Consider the following 19,962-nt stretch of genomic DNA (forward strand, 5'->3'; position numbering starts at 1 on the left):
CGGCACCGGTCGACTTGTTTTCGCAGCTCATAGCGCTATTGTGAGCTTTAGCTCAGGTATTTGCTACTCGCTTTTGCCGCCTCCGAGGAGGACCGGGATGCCGTCGGCGAACCGCCGCTTGGAGCCACGTCGGAAGCCTCGTCAGGTGCGCGCCGAGCTCACGCGCGAGCGCATCCTCACCGCGGCTGCTCACGTTTTCGCCGAGCACGGCTACGCCGCCGGCACCACCAACCGCATCGCCGAGCGCGCCCGCATCTCCATCGGCTCGCTGTACCAGTACTTCCCGAACAAGGACGCCATCCTCGCCGAGCTCCTGATCCAGCACATCGACCGCGGCACCTGGACCGACGTCGACGAGCTCGACCTCTCGCCCGGGACGCTGGAGGCGACGGTCCGGGCGTTCATCCGCGACGCGATCGACAACCACAGCGACGATCCCCGGCTGCTCCGGGTGATGATCGAGGAGGCGCCGGTCTCCCAGGAGCTGCTCGACACGATCGACCGGCACGGGAAGCTGCGCACGGCCCAGGTCCGCGACGTCATCGGCCGACACCCCGACATCCGCGTGGGCGACCCCGACGTCGCCGCGGAGATCATCCTGTTCACCGTGGAGATGAACACGCACAAGTTCATGGCGGCCCCGCGGACCATCCCCGTCGAGACGTTCGAGAACGAGCTGGTCGCCATGGTGACCCGCTACCTGCGCGGGGATCAGTAGCCCTGATCCGCTTTGTCCACCGGAGCTCCTCCTGCGGCCGGACCGTGCGGAGGCGGCATCTGCCCATCCCGGTCCTGCCGCCGGGCAGCGCCGCATGGAGGACGCGCCCGGCGGAGACCAACCGCGCTAACGGGGTCCGCCCAGCGGGGTGAGCAGGACGATCGGGATCTCGCGGTCGGTCTTCTGGGCGTAGTCGTCGTAGAGCGGGAAGATGTCCACCATCTGGGCCCAGAGCGCCGGGCGCTCGGCCGAGGACGCGACGCGGGCGCGTGCGGTGAACCGGCGGGTGCCGACCTGCACCCCGACGCCGGGGTCCGCCTCGAGGTTCATGAACCATGCCGGGTCCTGCTCGGAACCGCCCTTGGAGGCGACGACGACGTACTCGTCGCCCGAGGTGCCGTAGATCAGGCAGGTGCGGCGAGGCGTACCGGTCCGGCGTCCGGTCGTGGCGAGCACGAGGGTGCGCACGCCGTTGTTCTCATGACCTTCTGTGCCGCCCGAGCCCAGGTACGTGCGGGTGTGCTCGGCGACCCAGTCCCACTGCGAGTCGGTGGCGCGGTCGAGGTCCTCGGCGATGGCCATGGCGGCTGTCCTTCCGGTACGTGGGGTGGTGCGGCCACGCCGGCCGCATCTGCCCCTGGGACGGAGCTGTCCAGCCGGTCTCGACATCCCGCCCACATCTTTCGTGGAGAACCTCACGCCGCTGCCTCATTGCGGCCCCGATGCCTTGTGTTCTCGCATCTCGAGTTCGGTGAAGGCGTCGATCATCGCGTTCCAGATCTGGGACACGACGTCGGGATCCACTCCTACCTCCGCGGCACGGGTGCGCAACCGCTCGATCATCTGTCTGCGACGATCCGGCGCGCGAACGCCCTCCTCGTCGCGCTTGTAGGCCGCTGCACGGGCGACCTGCCGCTGGCGGAGGGCCAGTAGCTCGATGATCCGATCGTCGAGTCGGTCGATCTCATGACGGACGTCGGCAAGTGACATCGGCACGCTCCTGGCTTCCGTTGTGCCCGGCACGTCGGCGATCTTATGGAAGCAGTGGCCGTGAGCAGCACGTCAGTGCGGACGCGGTAGCGATGAGATGCTGCTCGGATCGATCATGACGGCGGTGCGGCGTCCGCTGACCGGTCAGGGCGTGAGGTCCAGCACGGCCTGCATGGTCCGCAGGTCGACGGGCAGCGAGATGTGCTCGTGCGTGATCCGCCACCCGTGCTCGGTCCTGCGGAGGCAGACGGTCGAGCGCAGCCACAGGCTGCGGTCCTCGACCTGCTCGTGCGTCGCGCTCTCGGTGTCGAGCGGCCCGGTGTCGTGGTGGATCATGTGCGCGAACGCGACGTCCCCGCTCACCGCGACCTGCTGGTGGACGGTCGTGAGGCCGATCGGGCCCTCGTACTCGTCGAACCAGCGCTGGAAGTTCCGGCGCACCGGGTCGGTCCCCGTGAAGTGCAGCGGGGGTACGACGTCGAAGTAGACGACGTCGGGGGAGTAGAGCGCCATCAGCCGGTCGATGTCCTTGGCGCGGCAGGCCTCGACCCGCTCGTCCAGCAGCGCGCCGACCTCGTCCTCGGGCGTGTTTCCCATGTCCGTCCCCTACGCCGCGCGGCCGGCCTTGAGCGCGGCCGCGGTCTCGACCGCCCGCCGGCCCTGGTAGCGGGCCGCCTCCACGGCGACCTCACCGGGCGGGCCGTCCCCGGCCACGTGGGAGGCGCCGTAGGGGTTGCCCGACCGGAACTGGACGGGGTCGGTGTAGCCGGGGGGCACGATGATCCCGCCCCAGTGGTAGAAGACGTTGCTCAGCGCCAGGATCGTGGACTCCTGCCCGCCGTGGGCGGTGTTGCTGGCGGTGAACGCCGAGAACACCTTCCCGGCGAGCCCGCCCGCGAACCACAGCGGACCTGTCGTGTCGATGAAGGCCTTGAGCTGCGCGGCCGGGTTGCCGAAGCGGGTGGGGGTGCCGAACAGCACCACGTCGGCCCACCCCAGGTCGTCGAGGGCGGCCACGGGCACGTCGGCGGAATCCTGCAGGTGCTGCACCCATGCCGGGTTGGCGTCGATCGCCGCCTGCGGCGCGGTCTCGGCGATCCTGCGCAGCCGCACCTCGGCGCCTGCCTTCTCCGCGCCCTCCGCCACGGCTCGCGCCAGTGCGTGCACGGTGCCGGTGGCGCTGTAGTAGACGATCGCGGCGTTGACGGGTTCCACGCGTCGGTCTCCTTCGGGGATGGTGGTCACCTCTGCAGGTCCGACGAGGCAGCACCTCGGAATGTGAGGCGACCACGTGCGCCGCGAGCTCGACCCCTACCGCATCGACGTGGAGGCCGCGGCGCTCGTGGCCGCGCATCCGCTGGCCACGCTCGTCACGCCGTTCGGCGACACGATCCACATCTCGCACCTCCCGCTGCTGTTGCAGGCGCAGGCGGGGGAGCGCGCGGTGGTCGTCGGGCACCTGTCGCGCGCCAACCCGCACGGGGAGGCGCTCGGGGCGGGCGCGCCCACCGTCGCGGTCTTCCACGGGCCGCATGCCTACATCTCCGCGTCCTGGTACGAGGGGCGCGAGATGGCTCCCACCTGGGGTTATCAGGCCGTCCACGCGCACGGCACCCCGGCGCTCTCGCCGGACGATGCGCACACCCTCCGGTGCGTCCGGATGCTCGTGGAGCACATGGAGCGGGGGCGGCCCGGACAGTGGCGGGTGGACGAGCTCGGTGAGGCGGGTGTGGCGCGGCGGGTGCCGCGGATCGTCGGCTTCGAGATCCCGGTCGCGCGGGCGGAGACGCGATGGATGCTCGGCGAGGGGGAGCGGCCCAGCGATCTCACCGCCGCCATCGCGCACCTGCGGGCCGAGCAGCCCGGGCTCGTCGCCGCCATCGCCGCCGCGAACTACCTGGCGCCCTGACCGCGGCGGCGGGCGTCGGTCTTTCCGTCCTGTGACCCGGCGTCGTGCCACCCGGTCGGTGATCGTGGGTGGGCGACGTGCGAGCCGGGTATCGGCGCGATGCCGTCCACGCCTAGGTTTGGCCGGGTGAGAGCGATGCTGCTGGAGAACATCCACCCGGTCGCGGCAGCGGCGTTCCGGCGTGCGGGCTTCGAGGTCGACGTGCGTTCGGGCTCGCTGAGCGAGGACGAGCTGGCCGCCGAGCTGCCGGGGGTGTCGGTGCTCGGGATCCGCTCGAACACGACCGTCACGCCTGCGGTGCTCGATGCCGGGAAGGACCTCCTGGCGGTGGGGTGCTTCTGCATCGGGACCAACCAGGTGGACCTGGAGGCTGCGGCCGACCGGGGCCTGGCGGTGTTCAACGCGCCGTACTCCAACACCCGCAGCGTCGTCGAGCTGGTTCTGGGCGAGATCGTCGCCCTGGCCCGCAGGCTCACGGAGAAGACCCAGCGGATGCACGAGGGTGTGTGGGACAAGTCGGCGAAGGGCAGCCACGAGGTCCGCGCTCGCACGCTGGGCATCGTCGGCTACGGCAACATCGGCACCCAGCTGTCCAACGTCGCCGAGGCCGTCGGCATGCGGGTGATCTTCTTCGACACCGCCGACCGGTTGGCGCACGGCAACGCGCGTCGGGTCGGGTCGTTGGAGGAGCTGCTGGCCGAGGCGGACGTGGTGAGCATCCACGTCGACGGCAGGCCCGGCAACGCGGGGCTCTTCGGGGCCGAGCGGTTCGCGATGATGAAGCCGGGGGCGGTGTTCATCAACGCCTCCCGCGGAATGGTGGTCGACGACGCCGCGTTGCGTGACCACATCCTGTCCGGGCACCTGTCCGGCGCCGCCATCGACGTCTTCCCGCTCGAGCCGAAGGCGCAAGGCGACCCGTTCGACTCGCCGTTGCGGGGCCTCGACAACGTCATCCTCACCCCGCACGTCGGCGGCTCGACGCAGGAGGCGCAGGAGGAGATCGGGCACTTCGTCGCGAACAAGCTGCTCGGGTTCGTCGAGGGGGGAAGTACGGCGCTCTCGGTCAACCTGCCGCAGGTGTCCGCACCGCACCCGCAGGGCGCGTTCAGGATGGGGTATCTGCACGAGAACCTGCCCGGCGTGCTGGCCGGGATCAACCGGGTGCTCGCAGACGCCGGCGTGAACGTGGTCGGCCAGTCGTTGTCGACCCGCGCTGGACACGGGTACGTCCTCACCGACACCGACACCGTGCTGCCGGACGCCACCCTGTCCGCCCTGCGTCAGTCGCCGCAGGCGGTCTGGCTGCGGTCCTGGCGGCTCTGACGAGGAACCGGTCGACGGCGCCGGGCCGGCACAGCCGGATCGCCAGGCGGTGCCCGGTTGATTGCGGCGGCGAGGACGGAGTCGAGGAGCCCCGGGAACAGGGCCGGCCCTCGCAGCGCGAGCTCTACCACCACTTCGGCGGCAAGGGCGAGCTGTTCACCGCGGTGTGGGAGCGCTACCGCGACGAGCAGCACGCCATCGCCGCCACGGCGAGATATGCAACACGGCGCGGGTGTTGGTGGTTCCCTTGCCCGAAGCGTCCGGACGGCCGCTCGCATGACGTCGCCACAGACCTGGCGGGTCAACGGCGTCGATCTCGCCGTGCAGGTGCGTGGCGAAGGGCCGCTGGTCGTGCTCGCGCACGGCTTCCCCGACCTCTCGATCACCTGGCGGCACCAGGTGCCCGCCCTGGTCGCCGCGGGATTCCGGGTCGTCGCCGTCGACATGCGGGGGTACGGCCGGAGCGCCCGGCCGGCCTACGCCCTGCGCGAGATCGCCCTCGACCTCGTCGGACTGCTCGAGCACGAAGGCGCGACGACCGCCCACTTCGTCGGCCACGACTGGGGCGCCGCGCGCGTCTGGCAGGTCGGCGTCGACCACCCGGAGGCGGTCGCCTCGCTGACCGGTCTCAGCGTGCCCCACGTCCTCCCGGCCCCCGCTCCACCGACGGACATCCTGCGCGCCCGCTGGGGCGAGCAGTTCTACCAGATCCGCTTCCAGGAGCCCGGTCCGTCCGAGGCGATGCTGGAGCACGACGTGGCACGCACGTTGGCCGCGATCCTCCGTGACCGCTACGAGCTGATAGAAGGATCGGAGCCGGTGAGCCCGCCGGCCTGGTTGCCGCGGGAGCTCTTCGCGCAGTACGTCGACCGATTCCGGGAAACGGGATTCGCGGGCGGGCTCGGCTACTACCGCAACATCGACGACAACTGGCGAGAGGCGTGCACCCGCCTCGACCACGTGATCCGCAGGCCCTCCCTCTTCATCACCGGTGGCGAGGACCCCGTCACGACCTTCATGCGCGTGGACACGACCGAGCGGACGTTCGCCGACCTCCGCACCGTGGTCGTGGAGGGGGCCGGGCACTGGGGTCCACCAGCAGGCCCCCGACATCGTGAACCGCGAGCTGCTCGGGCACCTCCAGCGGTCCGAGGACCTCATTGGCGAGTCCGCACGAGCTCGAGCATGAACGTGTGCGTGGGTGCGGCGTCGTGATCAGGCGCCGGCGGCGACGTCGAGGATCCACATGACGCCGAAGCGGTCGGTGAGCATGCCGAAGGCGGGTGCCCACCGCGCCGGTGCTGGCCCTGCCCGCCGCCGAGGTGATCCCCTTCGCCGGTGATGCTGTCGTGGAGGCACTGGACGAGCACCGCTGTGGTGTGACGGCCGGCTCCTGGTCGTGGCCCGGCCTCGCGGCCGTACTGGCCCGCTTCGACGCCGACATCGAGGTCGTGGGCCCGCCGGAGCTCCGCGCCGCGTTCGCCGAGCAGTGCTGCCCGGGCCGCTCGGGCTGCAGGGGGCCGCTCGTGACCGCACCCCGATCGGGCCGCCTCAGGATCGACCGGCGGCGGTGGGCGAGGGCTGCGCCGAACCGCCCTGCGATGCCGTCCCCGCCATGAGCTTCACGAGTTCGGCCCGATCGGCGGCGGACGGATGGCCCCAGCCGCGTTCGTAGCCGTAGATCTCGTGCAGCGGCGTGCCCACGGTCTGGCCGGTGAGGATCTCGACGTCGTCCGTGCTGATCAGGGCGGGGTGCTCGACACCGGTGGCCTCTGCCACCTTCAGGAGGTCGCGGCGGAGGGTGCGGATGTAGTTCGCCGCCCGCACGGACTTCAGTTCCGGGTCGAGACCGTGGGCGAGCCAGCGGTTCTGCGTCGCCACGCCGGTCGGGCAGGTGTCGGTGTGGCACTTCTGGGCCTGGATGCAGCCGATCGCGAGCATCGCCTCGCGGGCGACGTAGACCAGGTCGACACCGAGCGCGAACGCGGTGACGGCGTTGTCGGGTAGCCCCAGCTTCCCCGCGCCGGCGAACACGACCTGCTCGTGCAACCCCCGCTCGGCGAACGTCCGGTAGACCCGGCTGAAGCCCATCCGGAACGGCAGGGCGACGGAGTCGGTGAAGACCAGCGGCGACGCCCCAGTGCCGCCCTCGCCGCCGTCGATGTTGACGAAGTCGACGCCGCGTCCGGTGTCGGCCATGAGCCGGGTCAGCTCGTCCCAGAACTCCATGTCACCGACGGCGGACTTGATGCCGACGGGGAGGCCGGTCTCCGCGGCGAGCATCTCCACCCAGTCCAGCAGCTCGTCGGTGTCGGTGAACTCGGCGTGCCGGGACGGGCTCACGCAGTCGCGCCCCACGGGGACCCCGCGCGTGGTGGCGATCTCCGGGGAGACCTTGACACCGGGGAGCAGCCCGCCCAGCGAGGGCTTGGCGCCCTGGCTGAGCTTCACCTCCAGCGCGCGGATCGGGGCCGCCGCCACGACGTCCTTCAGCCGTGCGAGGTCGAATCGCCCGCGCTCGTCACGGCAGCCGAAGTAGCCGGTGCCGATCTGCCACACCAGCTCCCCGCCGAGCAGGTGGTAGGGCGAGACGCTGCCCTCGCCGGTGTTCTGCATGCACCCGGCGAGCGCCGCGCCCTTGTTCAGCGCCGCCACCGCGTTGCCCGAGAGCGACCCGAAGCTCATCCCGGAGATGTTCACGACCGAGTCCGGGCGGAACGCGCGTCTGCGCCCGCGGGCGGCACCGAGCACCTTGGCGCAGGGGAGCCACGCCTCTCGTCCCACGCGGGGACTCGACGCGGGCACGGCGCGGCCGAACGTCCGGTGCTTCACGATCACGTAGCCCGGCGTGTGCTCCACGTCGTTGTCGGTGCCGAAGCCGAAGTAGTTGTTCTCGAGCTTGGCCGAGGCGTACACCCAGCGTCGCTGGTCGCGGCTGAACGGGCGCTCCTCGTCGTTGCCCGCGACGATGTACTGCCGCAGCTCGGGCCCGATCCTCTCGACGAGGTAGCGGCCGTGCCCGATCACGGGGAAGTTGCGCAGCAACGCGTGCCGGCGCTGCACGAGGTCGTGCGCGGCGACCCCGGCTGCGGCGGCCAGTGGCAACACCCGACGCCACTTCATCTGCCAGAGTCTGCTCCGGTCGACCCGCTCACGCAGGACCTGGATGCCGGAGTCGACCTCCTACCGAAGGCCCTCGGTGTGGCCAGGACCTTGCTGAGGTTCGTCCGAGCTTGGTCATCGTTCCGTTGCAGGGTTCACTGAGCAGCGCGCGTATCGCTGGACTCGCCGTCGTCGCAACGTTGCAACGGAAGGACGGTTCGCCCGATGACCGAGCTGGTGCCTGCCCTGCCCGAGGAGTCCTTCCGGCGCGTGCTCTGCGTCGTCGCGCACCCGGATGACATGGAGTACGGCACGTCCACCGCCGTCGCGCGCTGGACCGCGGGCGGGATCGAAGTCGGCTACCTGCTGCTCACACGGGGGGAGGCAGGCATGCCGAACCCGCCCGAGGAGACCGCGCGCTTGCGCCTCGGCGAGCAACGGGCCGCGTGCGCGGCCGTGGGCGTCGAGCACCTCACCGTGCTCGAACACCCCGACGGGATGCTCGTCTACGGCCTGGATCTGCGCCGCGACATCTGCCGGGAGATCCGCAGGTTCCAGCCGGACGTCGTGGTCACCTTCGGGTACGCGGTCGAGACGCCGATGGGCTACGACCAGGCCGACCATCGTGTCGCCGGTCTGGCCACCCTCGATGCGGTGCGCGATGCCGGCAACCGGTGGGTCTTCGCCGAGCAGGTCGACGACGAAGGACTCGAACCGTGCAGCGTGCGCTGGATCCTCGTCCCCGCGATCGCCGGCGATCCCGGCGTGACCCACGGTGTGGACGTCACCGGCGAACCGCTGCGACGCGGCGTCGCGTCCTTGGAGGCGCACGCCGCATATCTGGCCGCGCTCCCGGACCATCCCGCGCCCGCGGACTTCATCCCGATGTTCCTCGCGCTGAACGGCAAGGAGATGGGGGTCGAGCACGCGATGCTGTTCCGGGCCCGCGACCTGCAGGCGCCGCCGGCCCTCCTCACCGAGGACACCGTCGCCGACTCCTGACCAGGTCATGACGTCCGGCCGGGTGCGTCCAGATCACCTCGAGCCCGGCGCTACCCGAGCCCGAGTGCCTCGACCTCGCCGGACGTCAACGTCTCCTCCGGCTCGACGCGGAGTGCCTGGGCGACGATGAGCGCGGCCAGCCGACGTTCGTCCGGGTCCAGGACGCGCATCGCCGTCGGGCTGTCGTTGTTCGGCCCGACGCGAACGTGGTCACAGCGGTCGGGGTCGGGTGCGCGGACCCGCGTGGCGCGAACGGCCCAGTGCGTCCGGCCGTTCCGAAGCTGTGGCTCGGCCAGAATCGTGGTCGTGCCGTCATCGGGGGTCTCGATCAGGCATCGCACTCCTGCCCGTTCCACGATCCACGCGACCAGGTTCATGTCGAGATCCGCACCCGGGAGGGCGGTGGCTCGAGGTGGCGCGACGTCATGATGTCGGGCCTCACTGCGGCACCTCACCTGGTCCAGGCTCACGGACACACCCATCACAGCCTCCGATCGAGCTCTGACTCGGATCGCCGGAAGCGCACGTCGGTCAGAGACGGTTCGAACCCGACGAGAAGGGCATGCAGACCGTCAAGGGGGTCGATCTGCATGCCCTTCTGCCCCATCGGGCACCTTCCACGCTGCCTGTGCGTGGAGTTGCCGGCAGGGGTCCTCCTCGGCGAACTCGGCACCCGCTACGTTGCTGGAGCCCGGCAGCGGGTCCGCACCGCTCGTGCAGGCCGATCCCGGCCGTGCGCCTGGACTCGTATCGGCTGGGCCGTGCCCGGGTTCAGCCGGAGTGGGTGCCGTAGGGCACGGCCCGCTTCAGCGTCACGGTCATCACCCGACCGTCCGGCAGCTGGTACCGGCGTTGCTCACCCTCCCTCGCGCCGACGAGCGCCCTGCCGAGGGGCGAGTCCGGCGAGCAGATCTCGACGTCGGGGTAGACCTCTTTCTCCCGTTCAGCCAGTAGGAACGTCTCCTCGTCCCCGCCGTCGGCGAAGGAGACCGTGAGCACCATTCCCGGTTCGGCGATCCCGTCATCGGGGGGCACTCCGCCGACAATCGGGTCCTGCAGCATCTGCTGCAACTTCCGGATCCGATGATCCCGCTCCCGCCGAACGGCGAACGGGTCCTCGCCCGAGCTGTCCCCGGCACCGTCGGCCACCCCCGACCGCCCGTCCGGAGGTGCTTCCCCGGCCCGCTCCTTGACGAGCCTCAGAAGCTCTTCCTGCAGCTGCTCGTAGCCATCCCGGGTCAACCAGACCTGTTGGCTGTCGGTCGTCATCGTGCTCCTCGATCGGCGGTGGACGTTCGGTCGCGCTCCCGGCAAAGACCAGCCGACGCAGCGCGCCATGCCCGGATGAGAATGAGCACGGCCGGGTCCGGCCGTGCTCACGCATCACGATACGACGACGTCGAGCACAAAAGGCCCGAATCGTCGGCATTGCTCGACGGCGATGCCGCGATGACTCAGCTGTTTCCGGCCACCGGCAATGGCGACGTCGCGGAGTCTGCCGGGTTCGACCCCTGCGAAGTCCCGCCCGGCGAAATGCCCGCGCCGCGGGGACCGTCACGCGGGGTTCGATCGGGCGGGCTCGCCGGAAGCTCGGCGCGACCGTGCGCACAGTGCCGGAGCGGGATACGCGGGAGTCTCGGGTGCTGCGGGAAGCCCTTCTGGACGTGCACTCGCGCAGCCTTGCCGCACTGCGGCAACAACGCCCCTCCCAAGTTGGCCGGGGCCGGCTCCCGACGGCACCGCCCCGCCTCGGCAACGTGGTGGTGTGTCGCATTTGCCCCACACGGATCGCCCGTCCTGGCCGTGCCCGGTCGAGGAAGCCCACACCGAGCGTGGACGTCCGCACCGCATTGCGGTCATCGGTGCCGGCATGGTGGGGCTGGCCACCGCATGGTTCTTGCAGGAACGCGGGGTCGAGGTGACGATCTTCGAACGGCGCCGGGTCGCCGCGGGCTCCTCATGGGGAAATGCCGGGTGGCTCGCCCCGGCTCTCACGACCCCGCTGCCCGACCCGGCGGTGCTCCGCTACGGGATGCGTGCGGTCGCGGATCCCAGCTCGCCGGTGTACCTGCCGATCCGCGCCGATCTGCGCTTGTGGCGGTTCCTCCTCGGCTTCGCCCGCCGATGCACCGCACGGCAATGGCGTCGGGCGATGGAGGCCTACGTGACGGTCAACGACCGCGCGCTGGATGCGTTCGACGAGCTCGGCGCCGGGGGAGTCGTCACACCCACGCACCGAGCAGATCCGTTCCTGCTGTGCTTTCCCCACGAGGCGGACCGGCGCGACCTGCTCGAGGAGTTCGAGACGATGCGCTCGGTCGGCCAGAAGGTCGACTTCGAGGTGCTCGACGGGGCAGCGGCTCGGCGCCTCGAGCCCGCGCTGACCGAGCAGGTCGGCGCAGCGGTACGCCTGCACGGGCAGCGGTACATCAACCCTCCGGCATACGTCCGGGCCCTCGCCGACGCCGTCCGGGCGCGGGGCGCGACCATTCTCGAGGATCACGAGATCCGAGACGTGCGCGACGTCGGCGACCACGTGGCCGTGCACTCCGAGGAGAACGGACGCCGCTTCGACGCGGTCGTCGTCGCCACCGGGGCGTGGCTCGGCCGGCTCACGCGCCGATTCGGAATCCGCCGGCCGGTGCAGGCGGGACGCGGCTACAGCTTCAGCGTGCCGACCCGGCAGATGCCGGCAGGCCCGATCTACCTGCCTGCCCAGCGCGTGGCGTGCACGCCGCTGGGCGATCGGCTCCGGGTCGCCGGGATGATGGAGTTCCGGCGCCCGGACGAACCGTGGGATCCTCGCCGCGCCCGAGCCCTCGTCGACGCCGTTCGGCCGTTCCTGGGCGGGCTCGAACTGGGCGACCGCCACGACGACTGGGTCGGCTCACGCCCCTGCACCCCGGACGGCCTCCCTCTCATCGGTCGGACGACCTCCCCCCGGGTGTTCGCCGCGGGCGGCCATGGCATGTGGGGGATCGTGCTGGGCCCGCTCACCGGACAGTTACTGGCCGAGGCGATCACCACCGGCCGGACGCCCTCTGCACTGATCCCGTTCGACCCGTTGCGCTAGCACTAGTCAGCGCCCCGTCGCGGCGCCGAAGCCGTAGCGGGCCCGGCGGGTGCTCGAGTGGCCCAGGCCGTGGCGAACCACCGCGATCGGGCCGCGGCCGTGGCGCAGCACCGCCTGACTCACCGACCCGCGCACGGTTCCCGTCAACCGCCCTCGTCCTCGCGAACCGACGACGACCAAGGCCGCACCGCGGGACTCGGCGGCCACGGCGCGAGCGGGGTCACCGCGGACGAGCCTGGTGACGACCGGGACGTCGGGGTACCGGGCGTGCCACCGCTGGAGAGCGCGCTCGAGGGTCCTGCGCGCGGCGGCCTCGGCCATCGTCGAGGGGGCGTGAACCGCTTCCAGGTCCGCCGGAGGGTCCGGGTCCCAGGCGTGCACGGCGGCAAGAGGGACACCGCGTTGCTGGGCGGCCTGGAACGCGAACCCGATCGCAGGGCTGCATGCGGAGTCGCAATGGACGCCGACGACGACCCGCGGCGAGGCACCGGAACGATCCTCGGCTCGTTCGGCTCGGACGACGACGACTGGGCAGGGCGCGCACGCGGCAACCCGAACCGACACCGACCTGGCCAGCAGCGCGCGAAGACCATGAAGGCCGCGGCTGCCCATGACGAGCAGCCGGGCGCGGCTCGCCTCGTCGAGCAGGGCCCATGTCGCGGATCCGCACAGCAGCCGCGTCGTCACCTCCAGGTCGGACGCCACGCATCGGGCGCGAGCCGCGTGGCCCTGCAATACGGACCGGGCTGCCGCTCCTGCCATGACGAGACTTTCGATCGGCGAGCCGACTCCGTAGGGATCCGCGGGAAGCAGCGGATGGATCGCGTGCACGATCCGCAGTGGACATCCGCGGGTCGCGGCCTCTGCAGCAGCCCAGTCCACGGCGTCGCTCGCGGAGCCGACGTGGTCGACCCCCACGACGACGGGCCCCCGCGCCTCATCCGGCTTCATGGCTGCACCGCCGCGTGCGTGGCCGCGGGAACGATCGGCTTCGCGGGTGCTGACGACTCGGCCGTGCCGGCGCCGTTGGTCTCCGGCCGTGTCATGGCCGGCGTGGGCTCGGGAACGGTCGCCGGGTCGCCGCTGCGGGCCTCGGCCGGGGTGGACCGTTCGAGGAAGCGCAGCAGCTCGACCGGGAAGGGCAGCACGAGCGTCGAGTTCTTCTCCGCGGCCACCTCGACCACCGTCTGCAGCAACCGCAACTGCAGCGCGGCCGGATGCTCGGCCATCACCTCGGCGGCCTGAGCGAGCTTCTGCGAGGCCTGCAGCTCACCCTCCGCGGTGATCACCCGGGACCGGCGCTCCCGCTCGGCCTCGGCCTGCCGTGACATCGACCGTTTCATCGAATCCGGCAGGACCACGTCCTTGATCTCCACGCGGTCGATGTGCACCCCCCACCCGACCGCCGGGTTGTCGATCATCAACTCGAGGCCCTGGTTGAGCCGTTCCCGATTGGACAGCAGGTCATCCAGCTCGCTCTTGCCGATGATCGAACGCAGCGACGCCTGTGCGACCTGCAGGATCGCCGAGCCGTAGTCCTGCACGTCGACGGCCACCCGCACCGGGTCGACGACCCGGTAGTAGACGACGGCGTCGACCCGGACGGTCACGTTGTCCCGGGTGATCCCGTCCTGGGAAGGCACCGGCAGCGTGACGATCTGCATGTTGACCTTCTCGAGCCGGTCGGCGACCGGGGCGATCAGCGCCAGCCCGGGGCCCCGGGTCTCGGGCAGGACCCGGCCGAAGCGGAACACGATGCCCCGCTCGTACTGGGTGACGATCCGGACGCTCGAGCCGACCAGCGCCAGGGCCGCGGCCACGACCGCGATCAGCACGACGATGGTGATCATCTTTGTCCTCCGCTTCCGTCCGTGGGATTCGGCCGTTCCGGTTCTCGACGATCAGCCGGCCGGCCCGGTCGGTGATCGGCCCGTCATGGGGGCGGCTGGTCCATCCGGCCTGCCCACCGCCACGTCAGCCAGATGAGCCCGGTCGCGGCGGCGAATGCCGCTGCTCCACCCAGCGACCCGGCGACCAGCACGAGTGCGCTGATCAGAAGCCCGGCAATCAGGAAGATCTTGATGCCCAGCCCGTCGGCGGGGTGGGGCAGGCGTTGCGCGCGAGCTTTGAAGTATCGAGCGAACTCCGGATCCTCGATCAGGAGTCGGCGTTCGACCTCGCGCAGCGTCTCCCGTTCACGGTCACTGAGCACGGTGCACCTCCTGATCAGCTCCTGCCTCGCGGCAGCCGGTTTCGTGATCAAGGATTTGTATCGTAGCACGATGTATCGTGAGGCGATATAGTTCGAACGTGACGGAGCGAGATGGGGCGGATGAGTGGTGTCATGTGACCGTGGCGGCGGACGACGGGCAGGCAGGCTCCGGAGCGCTGACGAAGCAGGACTTCGAGGCGCTGGCCCGGTTCCGGTTCGGGATCCGCCGCTACCTGCGCTTCAGCGAGGAGACGGTGCGCAGCCACGGCCTGACGCCGCAGCAGTACCAGTTGCTGCTGGCGCTGAAGGGATTCCCCGGACGGGACTGGGCGACGGTGCGGGAGCTGGCCGACCGGCTGCAGCTGCGCCACCACAGCGTGGTCGAGCTGGTCAACCGGGCGCAGGGGCAGGGCCTGGTCGAGCGCGTGCCACATCCCGACGACGCGCGCGCGGTGCGGGTACAGCTGACCGCCGACGGGGAGCAGATCCTGGGCCGCCTCAGCGCTCTGCATCGCGACGAACTGCGCCGGATGGACTCCACGCTCGCGCTCCCCACCTGGCACGACGAACCGGTGACGAGCGACTCCGACGGAGCTTGATCGATGCGCCCGGCCGAGGGGTGCTTGGTGGCTCCCGACCTCGGCTGTCGTCCGGTCGCTTTGCCGGGGCCCGGCAACACAACCTCAGCGTTCTCGGCCGATGACATCCCCTGCCCCGCCGGCCCGGGGGCGCGCATGGTGGAAGCAGGTCAGGGCCCGCCGCCCGGGAGCGGTACCCGGCCGCGCCACCGCCCCGCGTCATGGCCCGCATCTGCCGTAACGGCCCGTCCGTGCGGTGCCGGTGCCGTTCCGGCCGTTCTCCAGTCTCGTGGAGGTCAGCATGGTTCAGTCGTCGCTCGCGTCGTCGCGGCGTCAGCACGCCGGCGCCCGCTGGTTGGTGCGGCAGCTACCCGCCTTGCGGGACGAGCTCGAGCGGCAACGTGACTTCCGCGAGGAGCAGCTCGCTCATCTCCTCGCCCACGACGAGAACGGGACGTCGTTGATCGGGTACGGCCCTCGAGCGACGGACGGGGACGCGGCTCGAGCGCTGCGTGAAGTCCGCGCCCTGCTCGTCAGCGGTGCCAGGCGGGCCCTGGCGGACATCGAGCTCGCGCTGGCCAGGATGAGCGAGGGCGGCTACGGCCGGTGTCGCGCCTGTGACGCCGGCATCCCGATCGCCGTCCTCGCCGCGATCCCGACGACCACGTTGTGCCGGGTGTGCCAGCTGTCGGCCGAAGGTGTCACTTCGACCGGGTCCTGACGGCGCCGGACGGCCCTTCTGCCAGTAAGGCGCCCGTCCTGAACGATCTACGCCGGCGCGCGGGTCAGGGTCACGCAACACCTACCCGGCGCCGGATCCAACCTCGCCTGCACGTCGGTGTGGCCCAGCTCGCCGAGCATGGCCCTGATGAGGTGGAGGTTCATGCCGCACACGAGGGCGGTGTGGTCCCGGGCCAGCGCATGGAACGGGCAGTTCGCGAGCTCGAGCACGCCGTCCTGGGCGCGCGGTTCGTATCCGTGACCGGCGAGCGTCATGGCGACGTCGTCGAGCGGGGACGCAGCGGGGCTTCTGTCGCGTAGCTGTTCCTCCGCCCCGAGGCGACGTCCGCACTCGGTGGCCACTCGGTGCACCGCATCGAGGACGGGGGCCCCGTCGCGGGCGGCGGCCTCGACGGCGCCCGCCAGAATCCGCCCGGCCAGGTCGTAGTGCCGCGGCGGCAGCGTGACCGCGACCTCCCGGGCGGAACGCCGGTACAGCTTTGTCGGCCGTCCTGCGCCCGGGCCGCTCCGACCGGACAGCCGCCGGAACTCGGTGTCGAGCAGTCCTTCCTCCACCAGCTTGTCCAGGTGGAACTTCACGGTGTGCCGGGGCAGGCCGACGCCCTCCGCGGCTTGGTCCCGGCTCACCGGCTGGGGCTGCGCGGCGACGTAGAGGTAGAGCGCGCGGCGCGCCGGCTCGGCGAGCGCGCTGACCCCGCTGACCTGCGACACGAACTCGTCCAATGATCGACTCCTTCTAAAAGACACAGGCATTGACGTAACAGGCGGGACGCTCTAACGTCCACGCTATCGTCTTTTAGAGCCTGGAGGAAATCATGACCACCCACCGCGACACCCCGGCACCCCGTCCAGGCATCGACCCCGGCCCGGCCGCTCACCAGGCGTTCCTGCTGTTGCGCACCGTGTTCACCGTGGCGCCGGTGCTGTTCGGGCTGGACAAGTTCTTCGGGCTGCTCACCGACTGGGAGGGCTACCTCGCCCCGCAGATCGACGGTCTCGTACCCGGCACTGCCCACCAGGCGATGCTCGCGGTCGGCGTGGTGGAGATCCTTGCCGGTGTGCTCGTCGCGGTGTCGCCGCGCATCGGCGGGTACGTCGTGGCCGCCTGGTTGGCCGGCATCATCGTCAACCTGCTGCTCCTCGGCGGCTTCTACGACATCGCCCTGCGCGACTTCGGGCTGCTCGTCGGCGCGTTGGCCCTCGCACGCCTCGCCGCCGCGTTCGGTCACCGCGGTTCCTGGGTGCGTCACTGGGGGCGGACGTCGTGACCTCGCCGGCTCGCGCGTTCCCGCCGCCCACTCCGCTGCGGGTCGTTCCTCCCGTCGAGGGTGTCGACCTCGTCGGCGCCGAGCGTGCCGCGGCGGCCTTCCTGACCGCGCTCGGCGTAGCCACGGACGGCGGCGCGACCGCCGACACGCCCCGTCGGATGGCGCACGCCTACGCGGAGATGCTCAGCCCGCGGTCCTTCGACCTGACCACGTTCGCCAATGACGAGGACTACGACGAGCTGGTGCTGGCCCGCGGCATCCCGGTGCACTCGGTCTGCGAGCACCACATGCTCCCGTTCCTGGGCACCGCGCACGTCGGGTACCTGCCGGGCCAGCGGATCCTGGGCCTGTCCAAGCTCGCGCGGGTGGTCGAGCTGTTCGCCCGCCGACCCCAGGTCCAGGAGCGGCTGACCAAGCAGGTCGCCGACTGGCTGCAGACCCACCTGAAGCCACGCGGGGTCGGGGTGGTGATCGAGGCCGAGCACATGTGCATGACCCTGCGCGGCGTACGCGCCGGTGGCACGAGCACCGTCACCTCGAGCTTGCTCGGTGGTCTTCGGGACGATCCCCGGTCCCGCGCCGAGTTCCTGGCCCTGACCACCGGGGCCGGCTCGGCTGCAACCGGGAGTCGTCGTGGCTGATCCGCTCGCCGAGCTGACCGCAGCCGGGGTGGCCATCTGGCTGGACGATCTCAGCCGCACCCGGCTGGCCTCGGGCAGCCTCGCGGACCTGGTCCGCGACTGCCACGTCGTCGGGGTCACCACCAACCCCACGATCTTCCAGCGCGCGATGAGCCACAGCGACTGCTACGACCAACAGCTCAGCGATCTTGCCATGCGCGGCGTCGAGGTCGAGGAGGCCGCTCGCATGATCACGACCTTCGACGTGCGGTGGGCCTGTGACGTGCTGCGCGGAACCCATGATGCCAGCGACGGCGTGGACGGCCGGGTGTCCATCGAGGTCGACCCCCGGTTCGCGCACGACACCGAGCGGACGGTCGCCGAGGCCCGCCAGCTGTGGTGGCTGGTGGACCGGCCCAACCTGTTCGTCAAGATCCCGGCGACCAGGGCCGGGTTGCCGGCCATCGCGCAGTGCCTGGCCGAGGGCATCAGCATCAACGTCACGTTGATCTTCTCCCTGCAGCGCTACGCCGAGGTGATGGGCGCCTTCCTGGAAGGTGTGGAGCGGGCCCGCGCCGCCGGCCACGACCTGACCCGGCTCACCTCGGTCGCCTCCTTCTTCGTCAGCCGGGTCGACACCGAGATCGACCAGCGCCTGGACGCGGTCGGCTCCGTCGAGACGAAGGGCATGCGTGGCCACGCTGCGATCGCCAACGCGCGACTGGCCCACCAGCGCTACGCGGAGGTCTTCGCCTCCGACCGATGGCGGCCACTCGCCGAGGCCGGGGCGCGACCACAGCGCCCGTTGTGGGCCTCCACCGGGGTCAAGGACCCGGCCTACGCCGACACCCGCTACGTCCTCGAACTGGTCACGGGCGGCGTGGTCAACACGATGCCCGAAGCCACCCTGCGCGCCGTGGCCGACCACGGCGTCGTGCGCGGAGACACCATCCGCCGCCGTTACGGCGACGCGGCCACGGCGATGGCGGCGCTCGCCGATCTCGGCATCGACTACGACGACGTGGTCGACAAGCTCGAGCACGACGGCCTGACCACGTTCCAGGAGTCCTGGGCCGCCCTCGCAGAGACCCTCCAGCAGAAGCTCGCGGCCGCGAAACGTGGCGGCGGAGAAGAGGAAGATCCCACATGAGCGATCCACGCACGTTCGCCATCGTCGGCGCTGGACTGGCCGGAGCGAAGGCCGCCGAAGCGCTGTGCACCGAAGGCTTCGACGGACGCATCGTCCTGTTCGGCGCCGAGCCGCACCGGCCCTACGAGCGGCCACCGCTGTCCAAGGGATACCTACAGGGCAGTTCCGACCGCGACACCGTCTACGTGCACCCGCCGGACTGGTACACCGAGCACCAGGTCGAACTCCGCCTCGACACCCCGGTCACGGCGATCGACCGCCGCGCACACGAGATCGTGACCGGCGACGGCGGCCGGTTGCACTACGACAAGCTGCTGCTGGCCACCGGCGCAACGCCACGCAAGCTGACGGTGCCCGGATCCGAACTCGACGGTGTGCGCTACCTGCGCAGCCTCGATGACAGCGACCACCTCGCGTCCGCGTTCCGGCCCGGCGCCAAGGTCGTGATCATCGGCGGAGGATGGATCGGCCTGGAAACCGCCGCCGCCGCCCGCGGCGCGGGCGCCGAGGTCACGGTGCTCGAACGCGCCGAGCTGCCCCTTCTCCGCGTCCTCGGACCCCGGGTGGCGAAGGTGTTCGCCGACCTGCACCGCGACCACGATGTCGACCTGCGCTGCCGGGTCACCGTCAAGGCCATCCGGCCAGCTGCCGGCGACCCGTCGTCCGCCGGCACCGTGCTGCTCACCGGCGGCACGGAGCTGGAGGCCGACGTCATCGTCGTCGGCATCGGGGTCGTCCCCAACGTCGAGCTGGCCCGATCCTGCGGGCTCAACGTCGACAACGGCGTCCTGGTCGATAGGCACCTGGTCACCTCCGACCGCGACATCCTCGCCGCCGGCGACGTCGCCAACGCCTACCACCCGCTGCTGCACCGGCAGCTCCGCGTCGAACACTGGGCCAACGCGCTGCACCAGCCGGTGATCGCCGGCCAGACCATGCTCGGCCGGGCCGCCAGCTACGACCGGCTGCCGTACTTCTTCACCGACCAGTACGACCTCGGCATGGAGTACACCGGGTACACCGACCCCGACGGCCACGACGACGTCGTGATCCGGGGCGACACCGCGACCCGCGAGTTCATCGCGTTCTGGCTGAACAACGGGCGCCTCACGGCTGCGATGAACGTCAACGTCTGGGAGGTGACAGAACCGATCCGGGAGCTGATCCGATCCGGCACGCAAGTGGACGCCAACCGGCTCACCGACCTCGACGTCCCGCTGACCCACGCCACCGTCGGATGACCACTCGGCCGGCACGGTGCCACGGCGCGTGG

General features: G+C 70.9%; 23 protein-coding genes and 2 pseudogenes. 13 read left to right on the forward strand and 12 right to left on the reverse strand.

Annotated features, from left to right (window positions below):
* Positions 1-145 precede the first annotated feature (145 nt).
* Complete coding sequence (locus FHX44_RS31640; protein WP_246170698.1) at positions 146-718, forward strand: TetR/AcrR family transcriptional regulator; 573 nt, start codon at positions 146-148, stop codon at positions 716-718.
* 126 nt (positions 719-844) lie between these two features.
* Here the strand turns inward: FHX44_RS31640 and FHX44_RS31645 are convergent, their stop codons facing one another.
* The 4 genes from FHX44_RS31645 to wrbA form a co-directional block, all read right to left on the reverse strand.
* The gene (locus FHX44_RS31645; RefSeq protein ID WP_147259124.1) at positions 845-1,300 is read right to left on the reverse strand and encodes a nitroreductase family deazaflavin-dependent oxidoreductase; all 456 of its coding nucleotides are present in this window, start codon (positions 1,298-1,300) and stop codon (positions 845-847) included.
* 126 nt (positions 1,301-1,426) lie between these two features.
* Positions 1,427-1,741 carry a chorismate mutase gene (locus tag FHX44_RS31650; RefSeq protein WP_246170699.1) on the reverse strand — a complete coding sequence of 105 codons (315 nt, stop codon included), beginning with the start codon at positions 1,739-1,741 and terminating at the stop codon, positions 1,427-1,429.
* 111 nt (positions 1,742-1,852) lie between these two features.
* Complete coding sequence (locus FHX44_RS31655; protein ID WP_147259125.1) at positions 1,853-2,305, reverse strand: YybH family protein; 453 nt, start codon at positions 2,303-2,305, stop codon at positions 1,853-1,855.
* A gap of 9 nt (positions 2,306-2,314) precedes the next feature.
* Positions 2,315-2,923 (reverse strand): NAD(P)H:quinone oxidoreductase, encoded by a 609-nt coding sequence (gene wrbA / locus FHX44_RS31660; protein WP_147259126.1) that lies wholly within the window; start codon positions 2,921-2,923, stop codon positions 2,315-2,317.
* 76 nt (positions 2,924-2,999) lie between these two features.
* Here wrbA and FHX44_RS31665 point away from each other — a divergent pair, with 76 nt between their 5' ends.
* The 3 genes from FHX44_RS31665 (at position 3,000) to FHX44_RS31675 (ending at position 6,158) form a co-directional block, all read left to right on the forward strand.
* Positions 3,000-3,617, forward strand: a complete 618-nt coding sequence (locus FHX44_RS31665; RefSeq protein ID WP_147259127.1) for an FMN-binding negative transcriptional regulator — start codon at positions 3,000-3,002, stop codon at positions 3,615-3,617.
* Between the two features lie 135 nt (positions 3,618-3,752).
* The gene (gene serA / locus FHX44_RS31670; protein WP_246171025.1) at positions 3,753-4,943 is read left to right on the forward strand and encodes a phosphoglycerate dehydrogenase; all 1,191 of its coding nucleotides are present in this window, start codon (positions 3,753-3,755) and stop codon (positions 4,941-4,943) included.
* A gap of 276 nt (positions 4,944-5,219) precedes the next feature.
* On the forward strand, positions 5,220-6,158 hold the full coding sequence (locus FHX44_RS31675) for an alpha/beta fold hydrolase (RefSeq protein ID WP_170309113.1): 939 nt from the start codon (positions 5,220-5,222) through the stop codon (positions 6,156-6,158).
* Here the strand turns inward: FHX44_RS31675 and FHX44_RS43515 are convergent.
* A pseudogene (locus FHX44_RS43515) lies at positions 6,159-6,242 on the reverse strand (VOC family protein); the annotation flags it as partial.
* Between FHX44_RS43515 and FHX44_RS44345 the strand changes: the two are divergent.
* Positions 6,215-6,473 (forward strand): annotated as a pseudogene (locus FHX44_RS44345) (WCX domain-containing protein); the annotation flags it as partial. The pseudogenes FHX44_RS43515 and FHX44_RS44345 sit on opposite strands and share 28 nt — an antisense overlap.
* Positions 6,474-6,494: 21 nt before the next feature.
* Here the strand turns inward: FHX44_RS44345 and FHX44_RS31690 are convergent.
* The gene (locus tag FHX44_RS31690; RefSeq protein WP_147259130.1) at positions 6,495-8,066 is read right to left on the reverse strand and encodes an FMN-binding glutamate synthase family protein; all 1,572 of its coding nucleotides are present in this window, start codon (positions 8,064-8,066) and stop codon (positions 6,495-6,497) included.
* A gap of 204 nt (positions 8,067-8,270) precedes the next feature.
* Here FHX44_RS31690 and FHX44_RS31695 point away from each other — a divergent pair, with 204 nt between their 5' ends.
* Complete coding sequence (locus FHX44_RS31695; protein WP_147259131.1) at positions 8,271-9,047, forward strand: PIG-L deacetylase family protein; 777 nt, start codon at positions 8,271-8,273, stop codon at positions 9,045-9,047.
* Between the two features lie 50 nt (positions 9,048-9,097).
* Here the strand turns inward: FHX44_RS31695 and FHX44_RS31700 are convergent, their stop codons facing one another.
* Both FHX44_RS31700 and FHX44_RS31705 read right to left on the reverse strand, forming a co-directional pair.
* Complete coding sequence (locus tag FHX44_RS31700; RefSeq protein WP_147259132.1) at positions 9,098-9,424, reverse strand: hypothetical protein; 327 nt, start codon at positions 9,422-9,424, stop codon at positions 9,098-9,100.
* A gap of 394 nt (positions 9,425-9,818) precedes the next feature.
* Positions 9,819-10,316, reverse strand: coding sequence for a GreA/GreB family elongation factor (locus FHX44_RS31705; protein WP_147259133.1), 498 nt, complete (start codon positions 10,314-10,316; stop codon positions 9,819-9,821).
* Positions 10,317-10,812: 496 nt separating this feature from the next.
* Between FHX44_RS31705 and FHX44_RS31710 the strand changes: the two genes are divergently transcribed.
* Positions 10,813-12,120 (forward strand): NAD(P)/FAD-dependent oxidoreductase, encoded by a 1,308-nt coding sequence (locus FHX44_RS31710; protein ID WP_425469162.1) that lies wholly within the window; start codon positions 10,813-10,815, stop codon positions 12,118-12,120.
* A gap of 6 nt (positions 12,121-12,126) precedes the next feature.
* Here the strand turns inward: FHX44_RS31710 and FHX44_RS31715 are convergent, their stop codons facing one another.
* From FHX44_RS31715 to FHX44_RS42400, 3 genes are all read right to left on the reverse strand, one after another.
* The gene (locus tag FHX44_RS31715; RefSeq protein ID WP_147259135.1) at positions 12,127-13,071 is read right to left on the reverse strand and encodes a universal stress protein; all 945 of its coding nucleotides are present in this window, start codon (positions 13,069-13,071) and stop codon (positions 12,127-12,129) included.
* Entirely contained in the window at positions 13,068-13,970 is a 903-nt protein-coding gene (locus FHX44_RS31720) for a slipin family protein (protein WP_147259136.1), read from the reverse strand. Before FHX44_RS31720 ends, FHX44_RS31715 begins: the two co-directional genes overlap by 4 nt.
* An 83-nt stretch (positions 13,971-14,053) precedes the next feature.
* Positions 14,054-14,332 carry a DUF3040 domain-containing protein gene (locus FHX44_RS42400; protein WP_170309114.1) on the reverse strand — a complete coding sequence of 93 codons (279 nt, stop codon included), beginning with the start codon at positions 14,330-14,332 and terminating at the stop codon, positions 14,054-14,056.
* A gap of 140 nt (positions 14,333-14,472) precedes the next feature.
* Here FHX44_RS42400 and FHX44_RS31730 point away from each other — a divergent pair, with 140 nt between their 5' ends.
* Complete coding sequence (locus FHX44_RS31730) at positions 14,473-14,931, forward strand: MarR family winged helix-turn-helix transcriptional regulator (RefSeq protein ID WP_170309115.1); 459 nt, start codon at positions 14,473-14,475, stop codon at positions 14,929-14,931.
* Positions 14,932-15,211: 280 nt separating this feature from the next.
* On the forward strand, positions 15,212-15,631 hold the full coding sequence (locus FHX44_RS31735) for a TraR/DksA family transcriptional regulator (RefSeq protein WP_147259138.1): 420 nt from the start codon (positions 15,212-15,214) through the stop codon (positions 15,629-15,631).
* A 47-nt stretch (positions 15,632-15,678) separates the two neighbouring features.
* Here FHX44_RS31735 and FHX44_RS31740 read toward each other — a convergent pair whose 3' ends face one another.
* Entirely contained in the window at positions 15,679-16,374 is a 696-nt protein-coding gene (locus FHX44_RS31740; protein WP_246170701.1) for a helix-turn-helix transcriptional regulator, read from the reverse strand.
* A gap of 92 nt (positions 16,375-16,466) precedes the next feature.
* Here FHX44_RS31740 and FHX44_RS31745 point away from each other — a divergent pair, with 92 nt between their 5' ends.
* The 4 genes from FHX44_RS31745 to FHX44_RS31760 are packed head-to-tail and all read left to right on the forward strand — an operon-like array spanning position 16,467 to position 19,930.
* Positions 16,467-16,919, forward strand: coding sequence for a hypothetical protein (locus tag FHX44_RS31745; protein WP_147259140.1), 453 nt, complete (start codon positions 16,467-16,469; stop codon positions 16,917-16,919).
* Positions 16,916-17,560, forward strand: coding sequence for a GTP cyclohydrolase I FolE (gene folE, locus FHX44_RS31750; protein WP_147259141.1), 645 nt, complete (start codon positions 16,916-16,918; stop codon positions 17,558-17,560). Before FHX44_RS31745 ends, folE begins: the two co-directional genes overlap by 4 nt.
* Positions 17,553-18,689, forward strand: coding sequence for a transaldolase (gene tal, locus FHX44_RS31755; RefSeq protein WP_147259142.1), 1,137 nt, complete (start codon positions 17,553-17,555; stop codon positions 18,687-18,689). The genes folE and tal overlap by 8 nt, the downstream gene beginning before the upstream one ends.
* Positions 18,686-19,930: an NAD(P)/FAD-dependent oxidoreductase gene (locus tag FHX44_RS31760; RefSeq protein ID WP_147259143.1), complete on the forward strand. Its 1,245-nt coding sequence runs from the start codon at positions 18,686-18,688 to the stop codon at positions 19,928-19,930. Before tal ends, FHX44_RS31760 begins: the two co-directional genes overlap by 4 nt.
* Positions 19,931-19,962 lie beyond the last annotated feature (32 nt).

It is taken from the genome of Pseudonocardia hierapolitana (assembly GCF_007994075.1).
Classification (GTDB): domain Bacteria; phylum Actinomycetota; class Actinomycetes; order Mycobacteriales; family Pseudonocardiaceae; genus Pseudonocardia; species Pseudonocardia hierapolitana.

Excerpts from the sequence above, each read along its gene's own strand:
- FHX44_RS31695 (WP_147259131.1), top strand. The coding sequence starts at position 8,271 with ATGACCGAGCTGGTGCCTGCCCTGCCCGAGGAGTCCTTCCGGCGCGTG.
- FHX44_RS31700 (WP_147259132.1), bottom strand. The coding sequence starts at position 9,424 with ATGAACCTGGTCGCGTGGATCGTGGAACGGGCAGGAGTGCGATGCCTG.
- FHX44_RS31675 (WP_170309113.1), top strand. The coding sequence starts at position 5,220 with ATGACGTCGCCACAGACCTGGCGGGTCAACGGCGTCGATCTCGCCGTG.
- FHX44_RS31735 (WP_147259138.1), top strand. The coding sequence starts at position 15,212 with ATGGTTCAGTCGTCGCTCGCGTCGTCGCGGCGTCAGCACGCCGGCGCC.
- serA (WP_246171025.1), top strand. The coding sequence starts at position 3,753 with ATGCTGCTGGAGAACATCCACCCGGTCGCGGCAGCGGCGTTCCGGCGT.
- FHX44_RS31705 (WP_147259133.1), bottom strand. The coding sequence starts at position 10,316 with ATGACGACCGACAGCCAACAGGTCTGGTTGACCCGGGATGGCTACGAG.
- FHX44_RS31655 (WP_147259125.1), bottom strand. The coding sequence starts at position 2,305 with ATGGGAAACACGCCCGAGGACGAGGTCGGCGCGCTGCTGGACGAGCGG.
- FHX44_RS31745 (WP_147259140.1), top strand. The coding sequence starts at position 16,467 with ATGACCACCCACCGCGACACCCCGGCACCCCGTCCAGGCATCGACCCC.
- FHX44_RS31690 (WP_147259130.1), bottom strand. The coding sequence starts at position 8,066 with ATGAAGTGGCGTCGGGTGTTGCCACTGGCCGCCGCAGCCGGGGTCGCC.
- FHX44_RS31715 (WP_147259135.1), bottom strand. The coding sequence starts at position 13,071 with ATGAAGCCGGATGAGGCGCGGGGGCCCGTCGTCGTGGGGGTCGACCAC.
- FHX44_RS31760 (WP_147259143.1), top strand. The coding sequence starts at position 18,686 with ATGAGCGATCCACGCACGTTCGCCATCGTCGGCGCTGGACTGGCCGGA.
- FHX44_RS31645 (WP_147259124.1), bottom strand. The coding sequence starts at position 1,300 with ATGGCCATCGCCGAGGACCTCGACCGCGCCACCGACTCGCAGTGGGAC.
- FHX44_RS31720 (WP_147259136.1), bottom strand. The coding sequence starts at position 13,970 with ATGATCACCATCGTCGTGCTGATCGCGGTCGTGGCCGCGGCCCTGGCG.